16 protein-coding genes and 1 pseudogene are annotated in these 21,654 nt (G+C 62.8%); 7 read left to right on the top strand and 10 right to left on the bottom strand.

Annotated features, from left to right (window positions below):
* Positions 1-16: 16 nt before the first annotated feature.
* The 3 genes from IPM12_08590 to IPM12_08580 all read right to left on the bottom strand — a co-directional run bounded on the left by IPM12_08590 (position 17) and on the right by IPM12_08580 (position 8,100).
* Positions 17-4,183: a PKD domain-containing protein gene (locus tag IPM12_08590; protein MBK9147860.1), complete on the bottom strand. Its 4,167-nt coding sequence runs from the start codon at positions 4,181-4,183 to the stop codon at positions 17-19.
* Positions 4,184-4,437: 254 nt separating this feature from the next.
* Entirely contained in the window at positions 4,438-7,083 is a 2,646-nt protein-coding gene (locus tag IPM12_08585) for a tail fiber domain-containing protein (GenBank protein ID MBK9147859.1), read from the bottom strand.
* Positions 7,084-7,086: 3 nt separating this feature from the next.
* A complete protein-coding gene (locus tag IPM12_08580) occupies positions 7,087-8,100 on the bottom strand; it encodes a hypothetical protein (protein ID MBK9147858.1) in 1,014 nt (337 codons plus the stop codon).
* A 453-nt stretch (positions 8,101-8,553) separates the two neighbouring features.
* Here IPM12_08580 and IPM12_08575 point away from each other — a divergent pair, with 453 nt between their 5' ends.
* Positions 8,554-8,955: a hypothetical protein gene (locus IPM12_08575; GenBank protein MBK9147857.1), complete on the top strand. Its 402-nt coding sequence runs from the start codon at positions 8,554-8,556 to the stop codon at positions 8,953-8,955.
* On the opposite strand, the gene IPM12_08570 is transcribed toward IPM12_08575, so the two are convergent.
* The 3 genes and pseudogenes from IPM12_08570 to IPM12_08560 form a co-directional block, all read right to left on the bottom strand.
* Positions 8,952-9,329, bottom strand: coding sequence for a hypothetical protein (locus tag IPM12_08570; protein MBK9147856.1), 378 nt, complete (start codon positions 9,327-9,329; stop codon positions 8,952-8,954). The two genes, IPM12_08575 and IPM12_08570, sit on opposite strands and share 4 nt — an antisense overlap.
* A gap of 25 nt (positions 9,330-9,354) precedes the next feature.
* Positions 9,355-10,137: an acyl-ACP--UDP-N-acetylglucosamine O-acyltransferase gene (gene lpxA, locus IPM12_08565; GenBank protein ID MBK9147855.1), complete on the bottom strand. Its 783-nt coding sequence runs from the start codon at positions 10,135-10,137 to the stop codon at positions 9,355-9,357.
* A pseudogene (locus IPM12_08560) lies at positions 10,134-11,575 on the bottom strand (bifunctional UDP-3-O-[3-hydroxymyristoyl] N-acetylglucosamine deacetylase/3-hydroxyacyl-ACP dehydratase). The gene lpxA and the pseudogene IPM12_08560 overlap by 4 nt, the downstream one beginning before the upstream one ends.
* Before the next feature lie 174 nt (positions 11,576-11,749).
* Between IPM12_08560 and IPM12_08555 the strand changes: the two are divergent.
* Both IPM12_08555 and IPM12_08550 read left to right on the top strand, forming a co-directional pair.
* Positions 11,750-13,015, top strand: a complete 1,266-nt coding sequence (locus IPM12_08555) for a DEAD/DEAH box helicase (GenBank protein ID MBK9147854.1) — start codon at positions 11,750-11,752, stop codon at positions 13,013-13,015.
* Positions 13,012-13,578 carry a DbpA RNA binding domain-containing protein gene (locus IPM12_08550; GenBank protein ID MBK9147853.1) on the top strand — a complete coding sequence of 189 codons (567 nt, stop codon included), beginning with the start codon at positions 13,012-13,014 and terminating at the stop codon, positions 13,576-13,578. Before IPM12_08555 ends, IPM12_08550 begins: the two co-directional genes overlap by 4 nt.
* A gap of 61 nt (positions 13,579-13,639) precedes the next feature.
* On the opposite strand, the gene gap is transcribed toward IPM12_08550, so the two are convergent.
* From gap to IPM12_08535, 3 genes are all read right to left on the bottom strand, one after another.
* Complete coding sequence (gene gap, locus IPM12_08545) at positions 13,640-14,644, bottom strand: type I glyceraldehyde-3-phosphate dehydrogenase (protein MBK9147852.1); 1,005 nt, start codon at positions 14,642-14,644, stop codon at positions 13,640-13,642.
* 90 nt (positions 14,645-14,734) lie between these two features.
* On the bottom strand, positions 14,735-15,625 hold the full coding sequence (lipA, locus tag IPM12_08540) for a lipoyl synthase (GenBank protein MBK9147851.1): 891 nt from the start codon (positions 15,623-15,625) through the stop codon (positions 14,735-14,737).
* Entirely contained in the window at positions 15,622-16,377 is a 756-nt protein-coding gene (locus IPM12_08535) for a hypothetical protein (protein ID MBK9147850.1), read from the bottom strand. The genes lipA and IPM12_08535 overlap by 4 nt, the downstream gene beginning before the upstream one ends.
* A gap of 64 nt (positions 16,378-16,441) precedes the next feature.
* Here IPM12_08535 and IPM12_08530 point away from each other — a divergent pair, with 64 nt between their 5' ends.
* The 3 genes from IPM12_08530 to IPM12_08520 all read left to right on the top strand — a co-directional run bounded on the left by IPM12_08530 (position 16,442) and on the right by IPM12_08520 (position 19,594).
* Positions 16,442-16,849: an OsmC family protein gene (locus tag IPM12_08530; GenBank protein MBK9147849.1), complete on the top strand. Its 408-nt coding sequence runs from the start codon at positions 16,442-16,444 to the stop codon at positions 16,847-16,849.
* 337 nt (positions 16,850-17,186) lie between these two features.
* On the top strand, positions 17,187-17,885 hold the full coding sequence (ung, locus tag IPM12_08525) for a uracil-DNA glycosylase (protein MBK9147848.1): 699 nt from the start codon (positions 17,187-17,189) through the stop codon (positions 17,883-17,885).
* Complete coding sequence (locus IPM12_08520; GenBank protein MBK9147847.1) at positions 17,885-19,594, top strand: BamA/TamA family outer membrane protein; 1,710 nt, start codon at positions 17,885-17,887, stop codon at positions 19,592-19,594. The genes ung and IPM12_08520 overlap by 1 nt, the downstream gene beginning before the upstream one ends.
* Before the next feature lie 324 nt (positions 19,595-19,918).
* On the opposite strand, the gene IPM12_08515 is transcribed toward IPM12_08520, so the two are convergent.
* A complete protein-coding gene (locus IPM12_08515; protein ID MBK9147846.1) occupies positions 19,919-20,992 on the bottom strand; it encodes an acyl-CoA desaturase in 1,074 nt (357 codons plus the stop codon).
* Positions 20,993-21,128: 136 nt separating this feature from the next.
* Here IPM12_08515 and xrtK point away from each other — a divergent pair, with 136 nt between their 5' ends.
* Positions 21,129-21,653: an exosortase K gene (gene xrtK / locus IPM12_08510; protein ID MBK9147845.1), complete on the top strand. Its 525-nt coding sequence runs from the start codon at positions 21,129-21,131 to the stop codon at positions 21,651-21,653.
* Position 21,654 lies beyond the last annotated feature (1 nt).

The following is a 21,654-nucleotide window of genomic DNA, read 5'->3' as shown; positions in this document are numbered from 1 at the left end:
TGGTTGTTGCGGTTTCCTAGCGCACCACGGTCACATGGCCCACGGTTTCCTTCTCCTCGTTGTGGCAGACGCCGGTGTATTTCAGGACATACACGTACACGCCGTCCTGCACCACGCTGCCGTTGTACTTGCCGTCCCAGTAAGGCGCCATGCCCTCATTCGCCCAGAGCTGCTCACCCCAGCGGTTGAAGATGGACATCTTCACGGTCTTCTCCCCGAAGCCCGCGATCCGGAACACGTCGTTGATGTCGTCTCCATCGGGCGTGAAGGCATTGGGTGCGAACACTTGCGGGATTGAATCGAGCATCACCACTTTCATGCTATCGGTGTGCGGACAGCCATGCAGGTCGATCATGTCGTATCCGTAGATGCCAGGGGCCCAGGCCAGGATGTCGCGCGTATAGGCACCCGTGCTCCATTGGAACGCAAGGCCATCAATCGGGACCCTGAGCTCCGCTACGCTGCCTGGGCAAACCTGCACTGAATCGAACAAGGCATGGCGCGGCGCGGCGGGGATCACCACATCCACGGTGCCTTCGCACAGGCCATCGGACACGGTCACGGAATAGGCGCCGGCCATATCCACTTCAATGGTGGGCGTAGTCTCTCCGGTGCTCCATACGAAGCTCGCGTTGCTCAGGTCGGTGCCGGGCAGGATCACGTTCAGCACCGCCACATCATCGGGGCAGATGATGGTATCGCCTACGAACCAGATCGGAAGCACGTTGTTCAGGATCACCTGCATGCTCGTGGCATCGTCCTGCCCGCAGCCGAGGTCCGTAATGGTGAGGGTTACGGTGTACACGCCGGGTGATGTGTAAACATGCGTCACGTTCGTGTCCGTGAGGATGGTGCCATCACCCATGTCCCACATGAACGCGAGCAGGTCTCCCGTGCTCTGGTTGTCGGTGCTCAGGGTGAGCGTGGTGCAATCGCCTACTTGCTCGGCGGTGAAGGCCGCGAGCACCGGTTCCAATGGATCGATCTGCACATCAAGCGATGCCGTCTGGCTGGGCGAGCAGCCCAAGGTGTCCGACACGGTGAGCGTAACGGTGTAGGTGCCCGGCCCACTGAACGTGTGCGTGATATCGAAGGTGCTGTAGGAGGAGCCATCGCTCAACTGCCAGAGGAAGGCGGCGTTCGTGCCTGTGCTCGCATTAGCCGTGGTCAGGATCAGGTTGTCGCAGTCGAATACCTGATCAGCCGTGAATGCAGCTGTGATCGGCTCGCTCGGCGTCACCGTCACATCCATGGTCACGGTATCGGCCACGTTGCAGCTGCTCGCATCGTTCACGATCAGGGTGATGGTGTAGGTGCCAACGCCTTGGAAGAGGTGGTTCACATCCGTGGTGCTGTAAGTGGTGCCATCGCCCATGTCCCATTGGTAGGTCATGTCGATCCCCGTGCTGAGGTTCGTGCAGGTCACGCCGAGTTCTTCGCAACCGGGCGATTCCACCGTGCTGAACGCAGCGGCCACCTGCGCTGGCGGTCCTATGTCCACGAGCACCTGCACGGTATCCGCGCCACTGCAACCGGTGGGGTCCTCCGCGATCAGCTGCACCAGGTAGCTGCCCGGCCCGGGGAACTGGTGCACCACATTGGTATCCACGTACTGCGTGCCATCGCCCATGTCCCAGTACCAGGTGAGCGGATCGCCGGTGCTCTGGTTGGTGGTGCTGATCTCCATCTGCGTGCAGTCGATGGTCTGCGTCCACGTGAAGTCGGCATCGATGGGCTGCTGCGCCCCGATGGTGATGGGCAGATAGGTGGTATCTGCCAGGTTGCACGAGAGCGAATCCATGGCGATGAGCGTGACGACGTATGCGCCGGGGGTCGTGTAGGCGTGGCTGGGCTCGAAGCCTTCGACCACGGGGCTGCCATCACCGAAGTCCCAGAACCATGTATCGCCAGTGCTGGCATTGCTGAAGTCGATCACGATGGGTGCGCAGCCTTGGTTCAAAGTGCTGGCACCGGCGGCATTCACCCCGCTCACATTGAAGTCGATCTTGAACACGCCGACGTCCCAGCCCGAGGGCTGCACGTTGCTGTAGGCGCCCGGCGTGGTCGGGAAGCCGCCGCTGGTGCACACGGCTTGGTACACCTTGCCGTTGGCATCGAATCGGCTGGTGCCGCCATCCACGTGGCCAGCACCTGTGTAATAGGTGCCGTAGATGATGTTGGTCATGTCCGGCTCGAAGGTGGCCAGGTAGAAGCCGCCGCTGGCGTAAAGCGGCGTTCCGGCGATGGGCCAACCAGCGCCCACGCTGTACCCGCTGATGTAGATGTTGCGGCACACGTCAACGAGGAAGGCAACTGGGACCATGCCCGCGCCGAAGCCACCAGCTGGACCGAGCTGGGTGCGGAAAATCTGGTTCTGCAGATCGGCATCGAACTCCGCGACGAATATGCCTGAGCCTGCTTGCCCGTATGTGCCAGCCGGCGCAATGCCCAAGGTGCTGCCGGGTGCCTGCCCGAAGATGTAGGCGTTGTCGTCAAGATCCACTTGCAGGAAGAAGGCGACGTCGTCCGTGGTTCCGCCGAAGTAGGTGCAGGCGAGCACGCTGGTGGCATTGTCGCTCAGCTTGGCGATGTACGCTTCGCGGCCACCCGCGCTGGCAGGCTGATAGGCCCCGGCCGTGGTGGGCAAAGTAGTGCCCGATGACCCGCCGCAGATCACCGGCTGGCCCGCGCTATCGAGCTTGATGCCGAAGCACATATCAGCCTGCGCCGTGCCGAAGTAGGTGCCGAAGATCAAGGTGCTCAGGTCCGGCGACAAGCAGAAGGCCACGCCATCCTGCGCGCCGCCATGGGTGGTTTGCACGGCGCCGCCGCTCACCGGAAAGCCCGGCGCATCGGAGCAACTCGCCACGTAAATGCGGCCCGCTGCATCGCAGATCACCTCACCGCGATAGCTGTCACCGTAGTTGGTGGTGAAGCTGTTGCGGCCATCGTTGCCGCTGGTGCCCATGTAGGTGCTGCCGATCAGCGCAGTGCCCGTGGGGTTCAGCTTGCTGATCACGATATCCGAGTTGCCGCCATTGAAGGTCTGATCGTAGCCTGTGGGCGTTACGGGGTAGTTGGGTGAAGGCGAGGACCCGTAGACCGTGAGCTCGCCGGCGTTGGTCACCACCAAGCTGTGCGGATAATCGCCGCTGCTGCCGCCGAGGTACGTGCCGAAGAGCAAGGTGGTGCCCGTTGGATTCAGCTTGCTCACCGCGATATCGATGCCACCGTTGTTGGTGCCATCGAAGGCGCCAGGCAACGTGGGATAGCCCTGGCCGAAACAGATGGCGCCCGTGTAGATGTTCCCTTGGATGTCGTACGTGGCGGTATGGCCGTAATTCTGCGTTGTGCCGATGTTGCCGGTGCCGCTCAGCGTGCTGGCGATCAGCGTGGGGTCGATCACGATCGGCCGGTTGGCCTTCACGCCCTTGCCGAAGGCGAAGCCAACGGTGCTCCCGCTCAGCGTGAAACGGCAATCGACCTTCTCCTTCGCGCCGTCCGCGTACCAAGCCACAGGGGCTAGTTCATGCAGCTCACCCACCGATGTGATCAGTTCCAATTCGCCATCAGCATTGATCCGGATGCCATCGAGGCCCTCGTAACGGAACTTCACTTGGCTGGCTGCCGCCATGTTGGCCACAACCGCATCGTACTTGAAGCCGCCTTGGGCTTCGTGCAAGCGCAGGTCAACTCCCGGCCAGAGCTCATGGTAGCGCACTTCCATGAAGTGCCGCACATCACTGGCCCATTTGCTCGCATCGTTGCCGATGAAGTAATTGAAGTAATCCGCGGAGCGCCCTTCGCGAGAGACCTCAGCATTCGGGTTCGCACCCTCGAACCAGGCATACCAGGCATGGCCATTCATGCGGACGTTCTCCATGGCATCGGGGCCTTCGTGCTGCGCATCGTGCACACGATCGGGCACGGCCTCGTCGAGCTTCGAGAACACCAAGCGATCGCGCTCCGCGAAAAGCGCCACCAGGCCGAAGTCGGCACGGTAGAGGATCGGGGCCGCCCATTGGCCCTTGTTCTCCACGTACTCGCCATGCATCACGGGCTCTTGCGCGCTAGGGCCGTGATCATGGCCATCGTGGTTGCTCTTCTGGGCAGAGGCAACGGACAACAGGAGCGCGGCGGTTGCCAACAAGGCAGTGCGGCGCGGGGTGGCAGAACGGATCATGGAAGGGGGTCTGAAGGGCAGTACAATGACAAGGGCAATGGGCCATTGGTTGCCTTGGCGCATAAAGCTAGTGGCCGATGGTGGAACAACCATCCCAAGGACCTGACGGACCGGGCATTAGGGGTGACGGGGCGGGCGCGCACCCGATCAGACTATCCAAAAAAGGAGCGGGCGCTGAACGATTGCACCCGCTCCCCTTCCGACCTTTTGAATGCCGCTATCAGAACCTGCCGATTACAGGCGTCCTTCAACCGCTACCGCCCCACCTTCACCGCGCGCTTCACCACCGGCTCGCCATCGAGCAAGAGGGTGATGTAATACACGCCGGGCGCCAGGTTCTCGGTGGTCCAGTCATACTGGAATTCACCCGCCTCGCGCTGTCCCTCGCTCAGCACCAGCAGGCTGCGGCCATCGGCGCTGTTGGCCAGCAACTGCATGCGGCCCGCGCGCTCCAAGGTGCAGAACAATGTGGTGCCATCCGTGAAGGGGTTTGGCGCGATGCGGAGCACCGTGCCTTCGGCAGGCAGGGTGCGCTCTTGGGCGGGGGTGAGTTTCTCGTCATCCACAGCGGAGCCGGAGCGTTGGTCGCTATCGGTGGGTGAGGCGCAGCAGGCGGCGAGTTGTTGCTGCATGGCAGCTATCGTAGCGTTCTGCGCGGCGATCTGGGCTTGCTGTTCTTGCATGCCAGCTACCAGGATCGGAATCAGCCCCACATAGTTCAAGGTCTTCACGGTCTGGTCAGGGGCAATCACGTTCCCGAGCGAATCGATGCGACCGATGAAGGTGGTTTGCCCAACAAGTTCTGGCAGCACTTCCTCCACCTCCTGCGCAATGAACCCGAACTGATTGCCAGCGGGTAAGTTCATCTCTGCATAGGTATCGGTGTCGAAATGATAGGTCGTCGGACGCAATTCGCTGATGATCTCCAGACCTTGCGTTAAATCCTCGACATCGGTCTTCAAGGCCTCGTCTGATGTCCATGCCATGGCTGTGCATGAAGCATCGCCTGTGATGTGAACGTGGCCGTCGAAATAGCCGGCCCAGGTATCCGCATCAACTTCCTCTGTATGACCATACACCGCGAAGAAGCGCTCGCCTTCAACATCCTGCTTCTGGATCTGGCCGGCGACGCCGACATACTTCGCATTCGGCAGGGTCCAAGTCGCTGGCGCGAGCGAACTGAATCCATGCACACCCACCTGCAATTCGCCATCGCCTTGAGCATGGCCTTCAACTCCCCTGCGAATGGTGCCGACACGACCGAACGCCGCCACCCCGCTGGTCCATTGGGCGTCATCATCCGCCACGAACCATCCGGCATAACCCGTATAGCGTGCGCCACTTGTGAATGCCGATACGCCACGGGTGCGGTAGCTGCTCTGGCTAAGGTCCGCTCGGAGGCCATAGTTCCAATTGTTGTTCGTGAGACCGCTCCCGATCGCATTGATGTACACTCCACGATTGTCAGCGCCGGTATCCGTACCTTGACTGACCGCGATGTTCACGCCAGTTGTTGCCGAGGTTGCACCTGCAACATTCAATTGCGCCCCGACCGATGAACTGCCAGTAGAGGATTGCTGCACATCCATCGCGGCATTGAAGACCGCTGTGCTCAACGCGAGCTTGGCTGGAGCGGCATTCACCGCCAGGTCAACGCCAATGCCTACCGCGTCGTCATCGTCCGGGCAGTCATCGCTCGCATTCACGGCGGTGTACACGTTGTGTGATACAGCGCCGCCTGATGTCCCGTCGTTCTCGATCGTCCAGTCGCAGTCGGCACCGGTGAAACTTGATGGGTCCACCCACTTCACCACGCCGCGCTCATTGCCTGACGCAGCGTCATCAACCACCATCACCTTGTAGATGCCATCGGCTTGATTCGCCGCATCGGGAAGCGTCCGGATGCGCACGCGGCCATCGAGGATATCGAGCCTTTCTTGAGGGATGTCCGCGCCAGCCGCCCAGTCGCCCAAGCCGACGAAGCCCTCCAGTGGTGCGTTGGCAGCAGAGCGGAACGGGCGCAATCGCATCAATTCCAATCCGCGCACGCTGCTCGCTGAGCCTGTGATGCCACCAGCAGGATCGGTCCCGAAACGGAAGCTGCAGTTGTCCCAGGCATGGCTGCCCACCGGCAGGTCCGCGCTGCCCCAACCGATCAAGGCATTGGAATTACCCACCACCTCGGCACCTGTCCCGTTCGCGCCCATGTCGAACATCTGCCCGAAGTAGGCCAGATCGCCGTTGCCCGACATCACGGTGCCGTTCCGCATGTGCGGGCGCCAGCCCTGCGGTGCGTCAGGGGTCGATGGATGAACCAAGTGCACCCTGGACCATGGCGCGCCGATCGTGGACATCAGGTTCGTGCCGCCTGCCGGGTTCACGATCTGGCCAATCCCGACATAACCGGCTCGTACGTTCAGGTTCGTGTAGCCATTCACCGTGGTGGTCACATCATCGATGAGCCGAATGCCGTTGTTGCTGAAGTTCCGCAGCCAAAGGGCTGCATTCTGCTCCATCTGCCGGATGTGGAAGCCATTGTTCAGCGCGCCAACCGTTCCTGCCAAGGCGTAGAGCCTCCCGATCTCGCGCGGTGTGCCGTTGGCATCAGAGACGCGGTGAAGACGCCAGCGGGTCTCGTTCTCGATGCTCCCAGCAGCTGTGAATGTACCGTAGGTGTCGAACTGGTTGGTGGTCTGGCTGGTGAGGTCCCAGCCGTTCACCGTGAGGTTGGCCGATGGCGCGGCTATGCCAAAACCGATATTCACGCCATCACTCGGGTTCGTCAAGTATTGCTGTCCGCCTCCTCCAGTGTTGAACTGGCCTTTTGCAGCGGTCGCGCCCAAGAGTGAAATGAGTGCTGCGCTTTGTAGTCGAATGCTCAATGTTTTCATGTCTTTCATGTGTTAAGGTGTTCGAAACAGCTTCACAGGTACGATATCCCCGGACATCGTCTGAACCTTCAATTGGTAGATTCCATCCGTGACACTCGGTAACACCGCCAACCATGGATCGGAGCCGGGCGTCAATCGTTCATCCCAGATGGCGCGGCCCAACACATCAAGCAGGCTGAGCCAAAGCGGCTCGCCTGATTGCATGGTGCAAACAAGCGTCAGAACTTGAGTCGAGAAGCTCAGGGTTGCTCGAATCGACTCACCGGATAAGGGCTCGCTCAGGCCTGATTGGAATCCGCATCCGTTCTCAACATACGAGACGCACACATCGTCATAGAAAACATAAGCGCAGTCGAGATTGCCTCCCGGATTGATCTGTGTCACAGCCGTGTTGGCATCATCAAAGAAGTTGCCCAAGGTCACATACTGGTATGCCGAATCCGGCACGTAGGTCCCTGTTACCTCATACCAGACTGTCGTATCCGTTGGAACGAAATCCATGTGAATGGCTGCTGCATTGGGTACGACCGGAGGCCAATCTTGCAGGTACGGATTCATGGAGAATCGCATTCCCGCCCCTGAAGCACTCCATCTTGCATTCTCAAGTGAACCGTTCGCCGCAACGGACACTTTAAATGACAGATACACCGGAACCCCTATCTGCAGCGGCTCGGCCAGCATTGCTCCGGAATGCTCCCTAATGTTGACGATATCCTCTACGGGTTCGCACCAGAGGTAACCACCAGCATAGCCTTGGCCTGTTGCAGCAATCTGCCAGCCCGCGACGTTACCCGGTACCCCAGCCATGCCGCCGCCAGGAAGCCCATTCACCAGACAAGCGTTGAAATAGTCGGGGGATCTGTGAAACCGGCTCCAGCCGGTCGCACGGCTCATCTGGTTCCAGAAATCCGGGCATTGAGTGTACTCCTCGAAGCTCCCATTCGGCACCAGGTTCTGGGCTTGTGAGCGCGTAATGCTCAAGGCGAGAACAACCAGCGTAAGCAGAGAAATGCGGGCGTGCTTCATGACCATGTGGTTTGAAGCGAAGAAGGTACGGCGCTGCCCGCAACCGCAACCCAGAGGTGCAGGTCTTGCGGTACTTTGGTCGGTTGAAAATCTAAGCCAGTCGGCCAGTCGGCCAGTCGGCCAGTCGGCCAGTCGGCCAGTCGGCCTCGCCGCCTCGCCGCCTCGCGGAGGCCGCGCACAACACCGCAGTTGACCCGCATACAAGCGATTGCCCTGGGGTATTTAGTGTCACCATGCGGCTCATAGCTCGGTAGGTGCACACAAGCTATACTCCAAGATCCCGGAAACCGAACTTCGAGTTATGCACCAATTGCGAACCGGATATGAACCTTGGGGCTCGATGCCGATGATGAACGCAGTCCCTCAGCCGCTCATCCACGCTCATCGCCGCAGATGCAACAAAGCGTCCCTGATTGATCGGGGCAGCTAGGTTCGCTCCACAATCAACCTACCATGACCCGCCACCTCCCCACCCTTTCCGTGCTGCACTACGTGTATGGCATCCTCACCTGCGTGGGCGGCATCGCCGTGCTCGCGTTGGTGGGCATGGGCCTTTTCCTCAGCAGCGACCTCGCGGCCGGCGAGCACAACGATCCTGCGCCCGCCATCGTGGGGGGTGTCTTCCAAGGCCTCGGCTGGGTGCTCTTCGCACTGATTGAGGTGTGGGGCGTGCTCATCATCCTCAGCGGCCGTTGGATCGCGCAGCGCCGCAACCGCACTGGCTCGCTGGTGGTGGCCGGTCTCTGCTGCCTCAATTTCCCCATCGGCATGGCGCTGGGCATCTTCACCCTCGTAGTGCTGCTCAACGATGAGGTGCAGGCGCATTACGCCGGCGCACAGCCAATGCCGGCCTAGCGAAGTTCCAGCAGCGTGGCCGTGCTGTCGCGGTCGAAATCGCGTAGCGCGCTGATGCGGAGCTGCAGCTCCTTGCCTTTGAAAGGAGCTCGAACTGCATAGATCAAACTATCGGCGCCACGGTGCGATGCGCTGAAATCGATCCGAGCGCTGTCCATGCGATGGCGGATCTCCGCCAATGTGATGCTGCGCGCATCGAGTTGCGCCTGGGCGCTGGGCGCTGCCTTCAGCAAGGTGCTGGCGAGGCGCTGCTTCAGCTTCGCCTCGGGCATCCAGGCGCCGCTGGTTAGGCGCTCGCCATAGAACCAATATGCTGCCGCACCGCCGATGATGAGGCCGAAGAGGTAGAGCGTGAGGCGGCGCTGGAGATCCATGCGGAACCGGGAACCGATCGCGGGGCTATTCCGCCAGCCCGCGCATGATGCCCTTGGGGCTGTTGTTGATGAAGTCGAGGATCACACCGCGCTCGTGGCTGCGCGGCATGCCCTGCATCACGTTCACCACGGCGCGCTCCACGTTGCTGTTGCGCACGAAGATCTCGCGGTAGATGTCCTCGATGCGGGTGATCTGCTCATCGGTGAAGCCGCGGCGGCGAAGACCCACCACGTTCACGCCCACGTAGCTGAGCGGCTCGCGCGCGGCCTTCACGAAGGGCGGCACGTTCTTGCGCACCAGCGAGGCGCCGGCGATGAAGCTGTGCGCGCCGATGTGGATGAATTGCTGCACGGCCACATTGCCCTCGAGGATGGCCCAATCGTCGATCGTCACATGGCCCGCGAGGTTCACGCTGTTGGCGATCACCACATGGTCGCCCACGATGCAGTCGTGCGCCAGGTGCACGTAGGCCATCAGCAGGCAATTGCTGCCCACGGCGGTCTTCAGCCGGTCGGCCGTGCCCCGGTTGATGGTGACGCATTCGCGGATGGTGGTGCCATCGCCCACTTCGGCCGTGGTGACCTCTCCGGCGAATTTCAGGTCCTGCGGGATGGCGCCGATCACGGCGCCGGGGAAGATCCTGCAGTTCTTCCCGATGCGCGCGCCGTCCATGAGCACGGCGTTGGGGCCGATCCAGGTGCCATCGCCGATCGCCACATCGGCATAGACCGTGGCGAATGGCTCAATGGTGACATCCTTCCCGATCCTGGCGCCGGGATGCACGGAGGCGAGTGGCGAGATGCTCATGCGTTCGCGGTGGCTTTGGGAGCGGCAGCGGCCGGCGCCTTATCGCGGGCCACCTGCGCCATCATCTCGGCTTCAACCACCACTTGGCCATTCACGTAGCCCAAGCCTTTCATATGAACGATGCCGCGGCGGATGGGCGTAAGCAGCTCCAGATGGAACACAAGCGTGTCGCCGGGGATCACCTTCTTCCGATAGCGGACGTTATCAATCTTGAGGAAGTAGGTGGTGTAGTTCTCCGGATCGGGCACTTGGCTCAGGGCGAAGATCCCGCCCACCTGCGCCATCGCCTCGATCTGGAGCACGCCTGGCATGACGGGATTCCCCGGGAAGTGACCGGTGAAGAAGGGCTCGTTGAAGGTGACGTTCTTGAAGCCGGTGATCGTGTCCTGCGACATGGCCACGATGCGGTCGATCAAGAGGAAGGGATAGCGGTGCGGGAGCAGCCGCTCGATGTCGTTGATGTCGAAGACCGTCTTTGAGAGATCGAATCGCACGCCGGCGGTCTTCTCTTCTTCGCGGATCAGCTCCTTGATGCGCTTCGCGAAGCTGGTGTTGCCGAAATGGCCGGGCCGTGCCGCGAGGATGTGGCCCTTGATGGGCCGGCCCACCAGCGCCAGGTCGCCCACGATGTCGAGCAGCTTGTGTCGCGCGGGCTCGTTGTAGAATTTGAGGTCGGTGGTGTTGAGCACCCCGTTGCGGCGGATCTCCACTTCGCGGTACTCCTTGCCCAGGAGCTTCGCCAGTTCCATGAGCTGCTCCTTCGTGGTTCCCTCACGGTCCTCCATCACAATGGCGTTATCCAGATCGCCGCCCTTGATCAGGCCAGCCTTAGCGAGCTGCTCCAGTTCACGTAGGAACACGAAGGTGCGGCACGGAGCGATCTCGGTCTTGAATTCCTCCGCGCGGTACATGCTGGCGTGCTGGGTGCCGAGCACAGGGCTGTTGTAATCAACCATCACGGTGATGCGGAACTCTCCTCCCGGCGTGGGCACACCGAGCATCTCCGTGCCGCGCTCCTTGGTCTCGAACCAGATCGGCTCCTTGAGCTCGTACCAATTGCGCGGCGCATCCTGCTCCTCGAGGCCCACGGCCTCAATGGCGTCCACGAAGGCCTTGGCGCTGCCATCCATGATGGGTACTTCAGGGCCGGAGAGCTGCAGGAGGCAATTGTCCACGTTCAAGGCATACAGGCGCTGAGCACATGCTCGGTGGTGTTCACCACGGCATCGCCCCTACCCAAGGTGGTGCCGCGCGCCGTGCTGGTCACGAGCTCCGCATCGGCCTCGATGATGGGCTCACCTTCCAGATCGGTGCGCTGGAACTTGTAGCCATGACCGATGGGAGCCGGCCTTAGGGTCAGGATGACCGGTGCGCCGGTATGAAGGCCCACGCCCTTGATCGTGGCGTTTGCCTTCAGGGTATGCTGCTTGTCGCTCATTGAACACGCCCCTCATACGGAGCCGGGCGAAGGTACTTGGCCGATGCAAGCGCCTGTGAAGCCCCTCAAGGGCCTGCATTCCAGCGTGATGCCGCCAAGCCTGCACCCCCTACCTTCGCTGCCCTCCCGCCGAACCGCGCCAGTTGCGCCAGGGCGCGCGCAAGACCACCGCACATGCCGTCATTCGATTCGCTCGGGCTCCGCGAGGAGCTCCTCCGCTCCCTTCATCAACTCGGCTGGGAACAGCCCACACCCGTTCAGGAGAAGGCCATCCCGCACCTGCTCGGCAGCGAGAACGATGTGGTGGTGCTGGCCCAGACCGGAACCGGCAAGACCGGCGCCTTCGGCCTGCCCCTGCTCATGGACATCGATCCGGGCGAGCGCTGCGTTCAGGCCCTCGTTCTGGCCCCCACGCGCGAGCTCTGCGTGCAGATCACCGGCGACCTGGAGCGTTTCGCGCAATTCCTTCCGGGGGTGAAACCCGTGGCCGTGTACGGCGGGGCCAGCATCCGCGATCAGATGCGCGCGATCAGCCGCGGGGCCAACATCGTAGTGGCCACGCCGGGCCGCCTGCTCGACCTCCTCGGGCGGCAAGCCGTTGACCTGGGCGGGGTGCAGACCGTGGTGCTCGACGAGGCCGATGAGATGCTCAACATGGGCTTCCAAGAGGACCTCACCGAGATCCTGCAGACCACGCCCGCCGACAAGCGCACCTGGCTCTTCAGCGCCACCATGGGCAGCGAGGTGCGGCACATCGCCAAGCGCTACATGCGCGAAACGCAGGAACTGCAGATCGGCGAGCGCAACACCACCGCATCGGCCATCCGCCACCAGTACTGCGTGGTGCATGCACGCGACCGTTTCGCCGCGCTCAAGCGCTTCATCGACGCCGAGCCCGATCTCTTCGCCATCGTGTTCTGCCGCACCAAGCACGAGACGCAGGAACTCGCCACGGCCCTGATCAAGGACGGCTTCAGCGCCGATGCCATCCACGGCGACCTGAGCCAGGCGCAACGCGACCATGTGATGGGCCGCTACCGCGCGCGCACCTTGCAGCTGCTCATCGCCACGGACGTGGCGGCCCGCGGCATCGACGTGAACGAGGTGACGCACGTGATCCACTTCGACCTGCCCGGCGAAGCCGAGAGCTACACCCACCGCAGCGGCCGCACCGCACGGGCGGGCAAGACCGGCATCTCGCTCAGCATCATCGGCCTGCGCGACGTGAGCAAGGTGCGCCAGCTCGAACGCTCGCTCAAGACCCACTTCACCTATGTGCGCGTGCCCGGCGGCGGCGATATCGGCACCGCCCAAGTGGTGGCCTACATGCACAAGCTCAAGAACGTGGAGGTGGATACCGATGCCCTCGCCTCCATCCTGCCCACGGCCCATGCGAGCTATCCGCATTCAGCAAAGAGGAGCTCATCGAGCGCTTCATGAGCGTGGCCTTCAATCGCCTCATCACGCAGTTCCGCGACCTCGGCGACCTGAACGTGGACATGAGCCGCAAGGACCACACGGCACGCGCCGAGCGCCCCTCCTCGCGCGAGCGCTTCAGCACCGGCAGGCAGATGTTCATCAACCTGGGCAGCGCCGACGGCTTCGACAAGGGCAAGATGCTCGGCTATGTGTGCGGCGTGAGCGGCGTGCAGGGCGATGTGATCGGGCGCATGCTCATCAAGGATGTGTACTCCTTCGTCGATGTGGAGCCTGACCACTTCGAGCAGGTCTTCAATGCCTTCAAGGGCGCCAATTACAAAGGGCGCAAAGTGCGCGTGGATGAGGCACAAGGGCCCGGCGCAGGCCCATCGCGCCCGCAAGGCGATCGGCAGCACCAAGGCGGGCACCGTGGCGGGCCCCACCACGGGCCTCGAAACGATCGCGGCGGCAATCGCCCGCATGAGAGCAGCTACCGCGGGCCGTCGGAGCGGAATGATGGGGGCTTCGCGAAGAAGGGCTACTACGAGCCGAAGCCGCACCGCAAAGGCCCGCGCAAGGGCTGAGCGCTCGCGGCATCGATGATGCCCCCCATCGTGGTCGCCCGCCCGAGGGACAGCAGTTCACTTAAGCGCTGGCGCCGAGCGCGCTGAGCCGCCGGATCAGATCCACCAGACGGCTGCTGTACCCGTACTCGTTGTCGTACCAGCCCATCACCTTCACCATGTTGCCCACCACGCTGGTGAGCTGCGCGTCGAAGATGCAGCTGTGCGGGTCGCCCACGATATCCACGCTCACGATGGGGTCCTCGGTGTAGCGAAGGATGCCCTTGAGCCTCCCTTCGGCGAGCGACTTGAAATGCGCATTGATCTCCTCGGCGCTCTTCAGGTCCTTCACGCGGCAGGTGATGTCGGTGATGGAGCCGTCGGGCACGGGCACACGGATGCCTCCGCCGCCCAAGCGGCCATCGAGCTCCGGGAAGATGCGCGTGATGGCCTTGGCCGCTCCAGTGGTGGTGGGCACCATGCTCACCGTAGCGGCACGCGCCCGGCGAAGGTCCTTGTGCGGTGCATCGTGCAGGCGCTGATCGCCCGTGAAGCTGTGCACGGTGGTGATGAAGCCGTCCTCGATTCCGCAGAGCTCGTTGATGCCCATGATCATCGGCGCTGCGCAATTGGTGGTGCAGCTGGCGTTGGAGATGATCGGCTCATCGCCTTTCAGGACCTGCTCATTCACTCCGAGCACCACACTGGGGATATCGGCATCCTTGGCCGGGGCGGAGAGGATCACGCGCCTGGCGCCGGCCTTCAGGTGCTGCTCGGCACCAGCTCTCGAAAGGAAGAGGCCCGTGCACTCCAGCACGATGTCGATGCCCAGGTCCTTCCAGGGGAGCCGCGAAGGGTCCTTCTCCGCGAAGGCCTTGATCCTCTTGCCGCCCAATAGGAGGTTCTCCGGGTCGTGGGACACCTCGCCGTTGAACACGCCATGCACGCTGTCGTACTTGAAGAGGTGCGCGAGCGTGCGCGTGTCCGTGAGGTCGTTCACGGCCACAAGCTCCACGTCGCCGCGTTGCAGCAGCAGGCGCGCGGACACGCGCCCGATGCGACCGAATCCGTTGATCGCTACTTTCATTTCGTTATTACCGGTTGAGGGTTGCGGGTTGAACGTGGTTGAGGGTTGAGGCAGCATTCAACCTTCAACATCCAACCCTCAACCCGCAATTCACAGCACATGCTTCTCTGCATGATAGCTGCTGCGCACCAGCGGCGCGCTCTCCACGAACCGGAATCCGCGCGCGAGGCCTTCGACGCGGTAGCGCTCGAAGCGCTCCGGGGTGATGAACTCCGCCACCGGCAGATGCTTCGCGGTGGGTTGCAGGTACTGGCCCATGGTCATCACATCGCATTCCACGGCTCGCAGGTCGTCCATGGTCTCCAGGATCTCCGCATCGGTCTCGCCCAAGCCGAGCATGATACCGCTCTTGGTGCGCAGCCCGGCTCGCTTGGCCCGCATGAGCACTTCGAGGCTGCGGTCGTACTTGGCCTGCACGCGCACCTGCTTGGTGAGGCGGCGCACGGTCTCCATGTTGTGGCTGAGCACATCGGGCCTGGCCTCTAGCACCGCCTCGAGGTTCTCCCACTTCCCTTGGAAATCGCCGATGAGGGTCTCCAGCTTGGTCTCCGGCGAGCGGCGGCGCACGGCACGGATGGTCCTCGCCCAAGTGTCCGCTCCGCCATCGGCGAGGTCGTCGCGGTCAACGCAGGTGATCACGCAATGCTTCACGCCCATGAGCTCCACGCTCCGGGCCACGCGAGCGGGCTCGAAGGGATCCACCGGCTCGGGCCTGCCCGTGGCCACCGCGCAGAAGCCGCAGCTTCGCGTGCAGACATTGCCAAGGATCATGAAAGTGGCGGTGCCGGCGCCCCAGCACTCACCCATGTTGGGGCAATTGCCGCTCTGGCAGATGGTGTGCAGCTTGTGCTCACCCACGATGCCCGCCACCTGCCGGTAGTTCTCACCCGTGGGCAGCTTCACCCGGAGCCAATCGGGCTTGCGCGTGCGCTTGCCTTCAGCACCGGGGCCTTCCTTCACTTCCGCCACGTTACCGCTCATTGCAGCAAGCGCTTGCCGAATTGCACGGCGATGTAGAATTGGAAGAAGAACTGCTTGTTGCTCACGCCTTCCAGTTCCGCCATGATGGGCACCTCAACCGGATACGCATCCAGGGCAACGCCGGTCTCGATCGCCTTGATCCCCGTGGTGCGGCCCGAGTACTCGAAGTTAAGCGCCATGCGCCCGAAGCCGCCGAAGTACGGCCTGATCTCGCCGATCCCGTTCAGCCAGGAAGCCCGCCCGTAGATATTCTGCACGTTGTGCGCATCCGGGTCGTAGCGCTCGATCACGTAAGTGTCGTACGGTATCGCATCGGGCTTGCCGATCTCGAGGTACACCGGCTTGAGCAGACCAATGGAAGGACCGATGCCCCATACCCAGTTGATCTCCACCCCGCTGCGGCGGATCTTGTCCGTGAGCTGCAGCTTGCGTCCGTAGGTGGGCCGCAGGATCGTGAGCGCATTGAGCTTGCCGTAGAAGTAGCCGCGCGAATCCTCGTAGTACGGGTTGAAGCTCTTCACTTCTTTCGGGTGCTTCATGCCCACCACCTCGATGCTGAGCAGGCGGCGGTCCGTAGCGGTGCGGTACTTGGCGTGGTGGAAGTGCAATCCCCAGCCATCGCCGTGCAGAAGGGCACCGCCGTACATCTCCCGGCGGAACGGCACACGTGCATCCTCATAGATAGTCTGCTGGGCCAGGGCCGATGGCGAGGCCGCTACGAGCACAAGGAAGAAGGCGAACAGCCTTGGCATGGCCCAAAGCTAAGGCACCGCACCTGCCTCCACCGCCGATACCTTGGCTGCCATGACCGACCCCATGACCACAGCGCGCATCACCCACCTCGGCGAACTGCGCACGGAGGTGCTGCATGTGCGCAGCCAGCAGCGCTTCATCACCGATGCCCCTGTTGACAATCAGGGCCGGGGCGAGGCGATTTCACCCACCGACATGCTGGCCGCCTCGTTAGCCGCTTGCATGATCACCACCATGGATATCAAGGCCAAGGCGAAGGGCATCGCGCTGAGCAACCTGAGCGCTTCCGTGGTGAAGCACATGGCTGCTGATCCTCGGCGGGTGAGTAGCGTGGAGGTCATGCTGGAGCTTGATGGCGAGGGGCTTTCGGAAGAGGACCGCTCCTTGATGGAGCGCACTGCCCATGAATGCCCGGTGGCCCTCAGCCTGCATCCGGGCATCAAGCAGGCGGTTCAATTCAAGTATCGATGAGTGCCGGCTTCCGGTCTGAAAGGGCCCTGCTGAAAACAGGGAAGCCCGGACCAGTGGTCCGGGCTCGTGATCCAAGAGTGCGAACGCCCCGCTCAGCAGGGCTGCTCTGCGGCGGGCTGGGCCACCTTGCCGTATGCCGGGCACCCGTGGGTGCTGCCGCAGGAGGTGAGCAGCGCGCCGCTCATCGCGATGGCCATCAGTACCAGAAGCGCCTTTTTCATCGTTGCGAGTTTTGTGTCCTTCGGTTGGACCTTTGAACGCGGGGTCGCGCCCAAAATTAGCCCCTCAAACGGTCCGGTTGATACAATGTTTCAACAAGCACCCCTGCGATCTGTTCATGGACAACCTGCCAACGCCTAACGCACCGGCTGCGCCGCATATTGGAGCAAGCTGGCAATTGGCCTTGGCCGACCAGTTCGCCGCGCCCTACTTCAGCGACCTGAAAGCGTTCCTGTTGGCCGAGCGTCGGCAATGCACTGTTTACCCGAAGGGCCGCGACATCTTCCGGGCCTTCGACCTCACCCCCTTCGAGCAGGTGCGCGCGGTGATCCTAGGCCAGGACCCTTATCACGGCCCCGGGCAGGCGCATGGCTTGTGCTTTTCCGTGCCGGAAGACGTTCCCTTCCCGCCCTCACTGGCCAACATCTTCGCGGAGATCAAGCGCGACCTCGGATTGCCCGCACCCATTCGCGGCGACCTCTCCCCATGGGCCCGACAAGGCGTGCTGCTGCTCAACGCCACGCTCACCGTGCGGGCGCATGAGGCCGGTTCGCACCAAGGCAAGGGATGGGAGCGCTTCACCGATGCGGCCATCGCCCAGCTCTCGGCGAAACGAGAGGGCCTCATCTTCCTGCTCTGGGGCCGCTTCGCCCAGCAGAAAGAAACCTTGATCGACAACTCGCGGCATTATGTACTGAAGGCGCCGCATCCCTCCCCGCTCTCGGCCCACCGAGGCTTCATCGGATGCGGCCATTTCGGCCAGACCAACGAACTGCTCGCTGCGCAAGGGCAGGCTCCCATCGATTGGCGCACGTGATGATTGCCCTTAGGCTCCTGCTCCTCGCATTCGCTGGCCTGCTCGCCGGAGCGCTCCCGGCGCAGCGCCATCGCTTGGTGCTCAGCACGGACGACTCATTGCCCGCGCGGTGGATCCGTCCAATCGAGCTCACGGCCGCGGATGCCGTGCCGCGCGCGTTGAGCCAGCAGCTCGCCTTCCTGCACGGCAAAGGATACCTCGAAGCCAGCATCGATAACTGCTCGGCGCGCGGCGACACCACGTTCTGCGCGCTGCAGGCCGGCCGCCCGTACGCGTGGGCGAGGCTCAGCGGCGCCGGAATCCCGCTGGAGATCGCCAGTCAGGCGCGTTTCCGCGAATCACTGTTCACGGGCCGTCCGGTGGCGCCGTCCGCCATTCAGAAGCTGATCGAAGGGTTGCTGAAGCTCTGTGAGGAAGATGGCCACCCCTTCGCCTGGGTACGCCTCGACAGCCTGCGGCACGATGCCGATGGCCTGCGTGCCACGGTGCGCCTTGAGCGCGGCCGCGCCGTTCGCATCGACAGCGTGGTGGTGAAGGGCACGCTCCGCATCAGCCCGCGATACCTGCAGTCGCACATCGGGATCCGTGAGGGCGACCGGTACAACGAAGCGCTCATCCGCGCGCTCGAGCGCCGCTTGCGCGAACTGCCCTTCGTGGCGCAGCGCGGAAGGCCCTATGTGCAATTCGCCGAGGAACGCACCAAGCTCTTCCTCTTCCTCGACGACAAGCGCGCCAGTTCCGTGAATGGCGTGCTGGGCGTGCAGCCCGACGCCATCACCGGCAAGGTGAAGCTCACCGGCGACATCGACCTGCGGCTGCGCAGCGCGCTCCGTCGCGGTGAGGCCATCGACCTCAACTGGCGCAGCCTGGCCGATGCCACGCAGGACCTGCGCGTGCGCCTCAACCTGCCCTTCGCGCTCAATACCCCTTTCGGCGCCGACGCCAGCCTGAAGCTCTTCAAGCGCGACAGCACATTCCTCGAGGTGACTGCGCGCGGAGCCCTCGAATACCTGATGAACCGCGGCGATAAGGTGAGCGCCTTCGTGGGCACCAAGAGCAGCGAGCGCTTGGGCCGCAACCTGGCCAGCGCTGCGGAGCTGGGCGATGTGCGCATCACGAGCTACGGGCTGGGCGTAACGCGCGAGCGCTTCGACTACCGGCTCAATCCACGGCGCGGCCACAGCCTCCGGCTCGATGGCTCGGTAGGCCGCAAGCGCACAACCACCGCGGTGATCGGGGAGGCCGTGCCTTCGCCCACGTTGCGCAGCGTGCAGTTCGAGTTGGAAGGCATGGCCGTGGCGCACCTGCCGATCAAACGCCGCAGCACCTTGCGCTTCGCTGCGCAAGGCGGATGGATGGTGAACGACAACCTGTACCGCAATGAACTCTACCGCATCGGTGGCCTGAAGACCGTGCGTGGCGCCGATGAGGCCTCCATCTTCGCCTCGGCATTCGCGATCGGCACGATCGAGTATCGATTCGTGTACGAGGAGAACGCGAATTTCTTCGTCTTCTTCGATCAAGGCTGGTGGGAGGATGGCGCGCGCGCCGATCGCCTGAACGATGATCCGCGCGGCTTCGGCGTGGGTACCACCTTCGAGACCAAGGCCGGCCTGTTCGGGCTCACCTATGCGCTGGGCCAGCAATTCGGCAATCCCATCGCCCTGCGCGGCGGCAAGGTCCACTTCGGGTTCACCAGCTTGTTCTGATCGCGAGAACCGGGCGGACCCCAGGCCATCAGGAATGGCCCAGCCAACGGGATCATCGGCTGCTGAACAGCAATTCCAATCACCTGTATCCTCAACCCATGCAGGAGCAGGGGGTCTGGAAGGGGCTCGGATCGAGGGTACCAGGCCGCATGGTCACCGAAGACGGCCAACCTATGCGACGGCGACATGGGTGCGGCTATCAGCAGTTCAGCTTGCGGAGGTCTATTCGCTATTAGACCAGGCGAATCCTCTACCTATGGCTGAAGCTGCTGTAATTCCTTCCGGGCAGCAGGGAGCCGAATGGTTCATACCCCTGCGCCACCCTCATGCCATGCCTACTTGCCGTAGGTGCCGTAGGTGGCTGAGCAGCGCGCTGCGCATGGTGGGGAACTCGCGGTAGGCCACATCGAACTCGGCGCAGACCTGCTTCAGCCGCTTGCTCAGTTCGGGGTAATGCACATGGCTGATGCGCGGGAACAGGTGGTGCTCGATCTGGAAGTTAAGCCCGCCGAAGAGCCAGTTCCACACTTTGTTGCGCGTGGCGAAGTTGGCCGTGGTCTCCACCTGGTGAACGGCCCATTCGGCTTCCACCACGGGGCCATCGCTGGGCGGATGCACGAACTCCGCATGCTCCACCACGTGCGCCAATTGGAACACCACGCTGATCACCACGCCTGCCACGAAGACCATGACGCCGTAGCCCGCGAGCACGGGCAGCACGCCCACCATGAGCATGGGCAGCACCAGGAAGAGGCCGATGTAGAAGGCCTTCGAGGCCCAGAAGAGGATGTGCTCCTTGCGGTTCATGGGTCGCAGCGGCGTGTGGTCGGCGATCTTGCCGCTGAAGTACTTGCGCAGATCGTTGTAGAAGATCCAGAACAGATAGGTGCTGCCGTACAGCACCAGGCTGTAGATGTGCTGGAAGCGGTGGAACCAGTAGCGCTTCTGCCCGTGATGCACACGGATGAAGGGCTTGATGTCGATGTCGTCGTCCATGCCTTCGATGTTGGTGAAGGTGTGGTGATTCTCGTTGTGCTTCAGCTTCCACAGGTAGGCGTTGCCCCCGAGGAAGTTGAGGCTGTGCGCCATGGTCTCGTTCACCCATTTGCGGCGGCTGTAGCTGCCGTGGGCGCCATCGTGCATGACGTTGAAGCCAATGCTGGCCACCACCAGGCCCAAGAGCCCGCACAGGCCGAGGGCGAGCCATGCGCTGGATGGCGTGAAGAAAACCAGCACCACATAGAGCGCCACGAGCGCCGCAGCCAGGACAGCGGTCTTGGTGTAGAGGCGGATGTCGCCGGTCTTGCGGAGGTTGTTCTCCTTGAAGTAAGCCTCAGTGACCTCACGGAGGCGCTGGAAGAACACAGGGGCGGTCTTGGCGAAGGTGGTCGGTTGCATCGGCGGCGAAAATACCCGCGCGGAAGGGTACTGCCGACCTGCCCATTCGATCTTGTTCACAACGCATGGGGGCGGTCCCATACGATTCGGCCGGGCCACCCGTTGCTCGCATCGGTTCATTTGCCACCGGCATCGCATGTCCGACCCCGAACGCCACCGCCGCGCCACCCTCGCACTCACCGCCTTGCTGCTGGCGGGCGCCTTCGCGTTGAAGTGGTGGTACCGTGAAGCCACGGCGCATGAGCTGGGTTTCGTGCTGAGGCCAGTGAGCGCCTTGGTGGCCATGCTCACGGGCACTGCCGCAGTGCACGAAGCCGAGGGCAGCTTCCTCTTCCCAGTGCTCGGCATCCGGATCGATCGTTCGTGTTCTGGCATCAATTTCCTGGTGATCGCAACGGCCTGCTTCGCGCTGCTGATCCTCAGGCGGACCGATGCGGGCTGCGCGCGCCCCTTGCTGGCGGCGTTGGCCGTCGGCGGTGCATATGCGCTTACCATCGCGGTGAATGCCGGCCGCATCTCCACCATGGCCTTCGCGAAACAGCTTGGCCTGCACCTGGCACCGCGCGCGCACGAAGCCGTGGGCGCATTCTTCTTCGTGAGCGCGCTGCTGGTCGCCGCACTGCTTCTCAACCGCCTGCTGCGCCCACCTGCGAGAGCCTGAA

It is taken from the genome of Flavobacteriales bacterium, assembly GCA_016716605.1.
GTDB lineage: Bacteria > Bacteroidota > Bacteroidia > Flavobacteriales_F > PHOS-HE28 > PHOS-HE28.
Note: the sequence above shows the minus strand (reverse complement) of the source record. Positions and strands in the feature narration are given on the sequence as shown.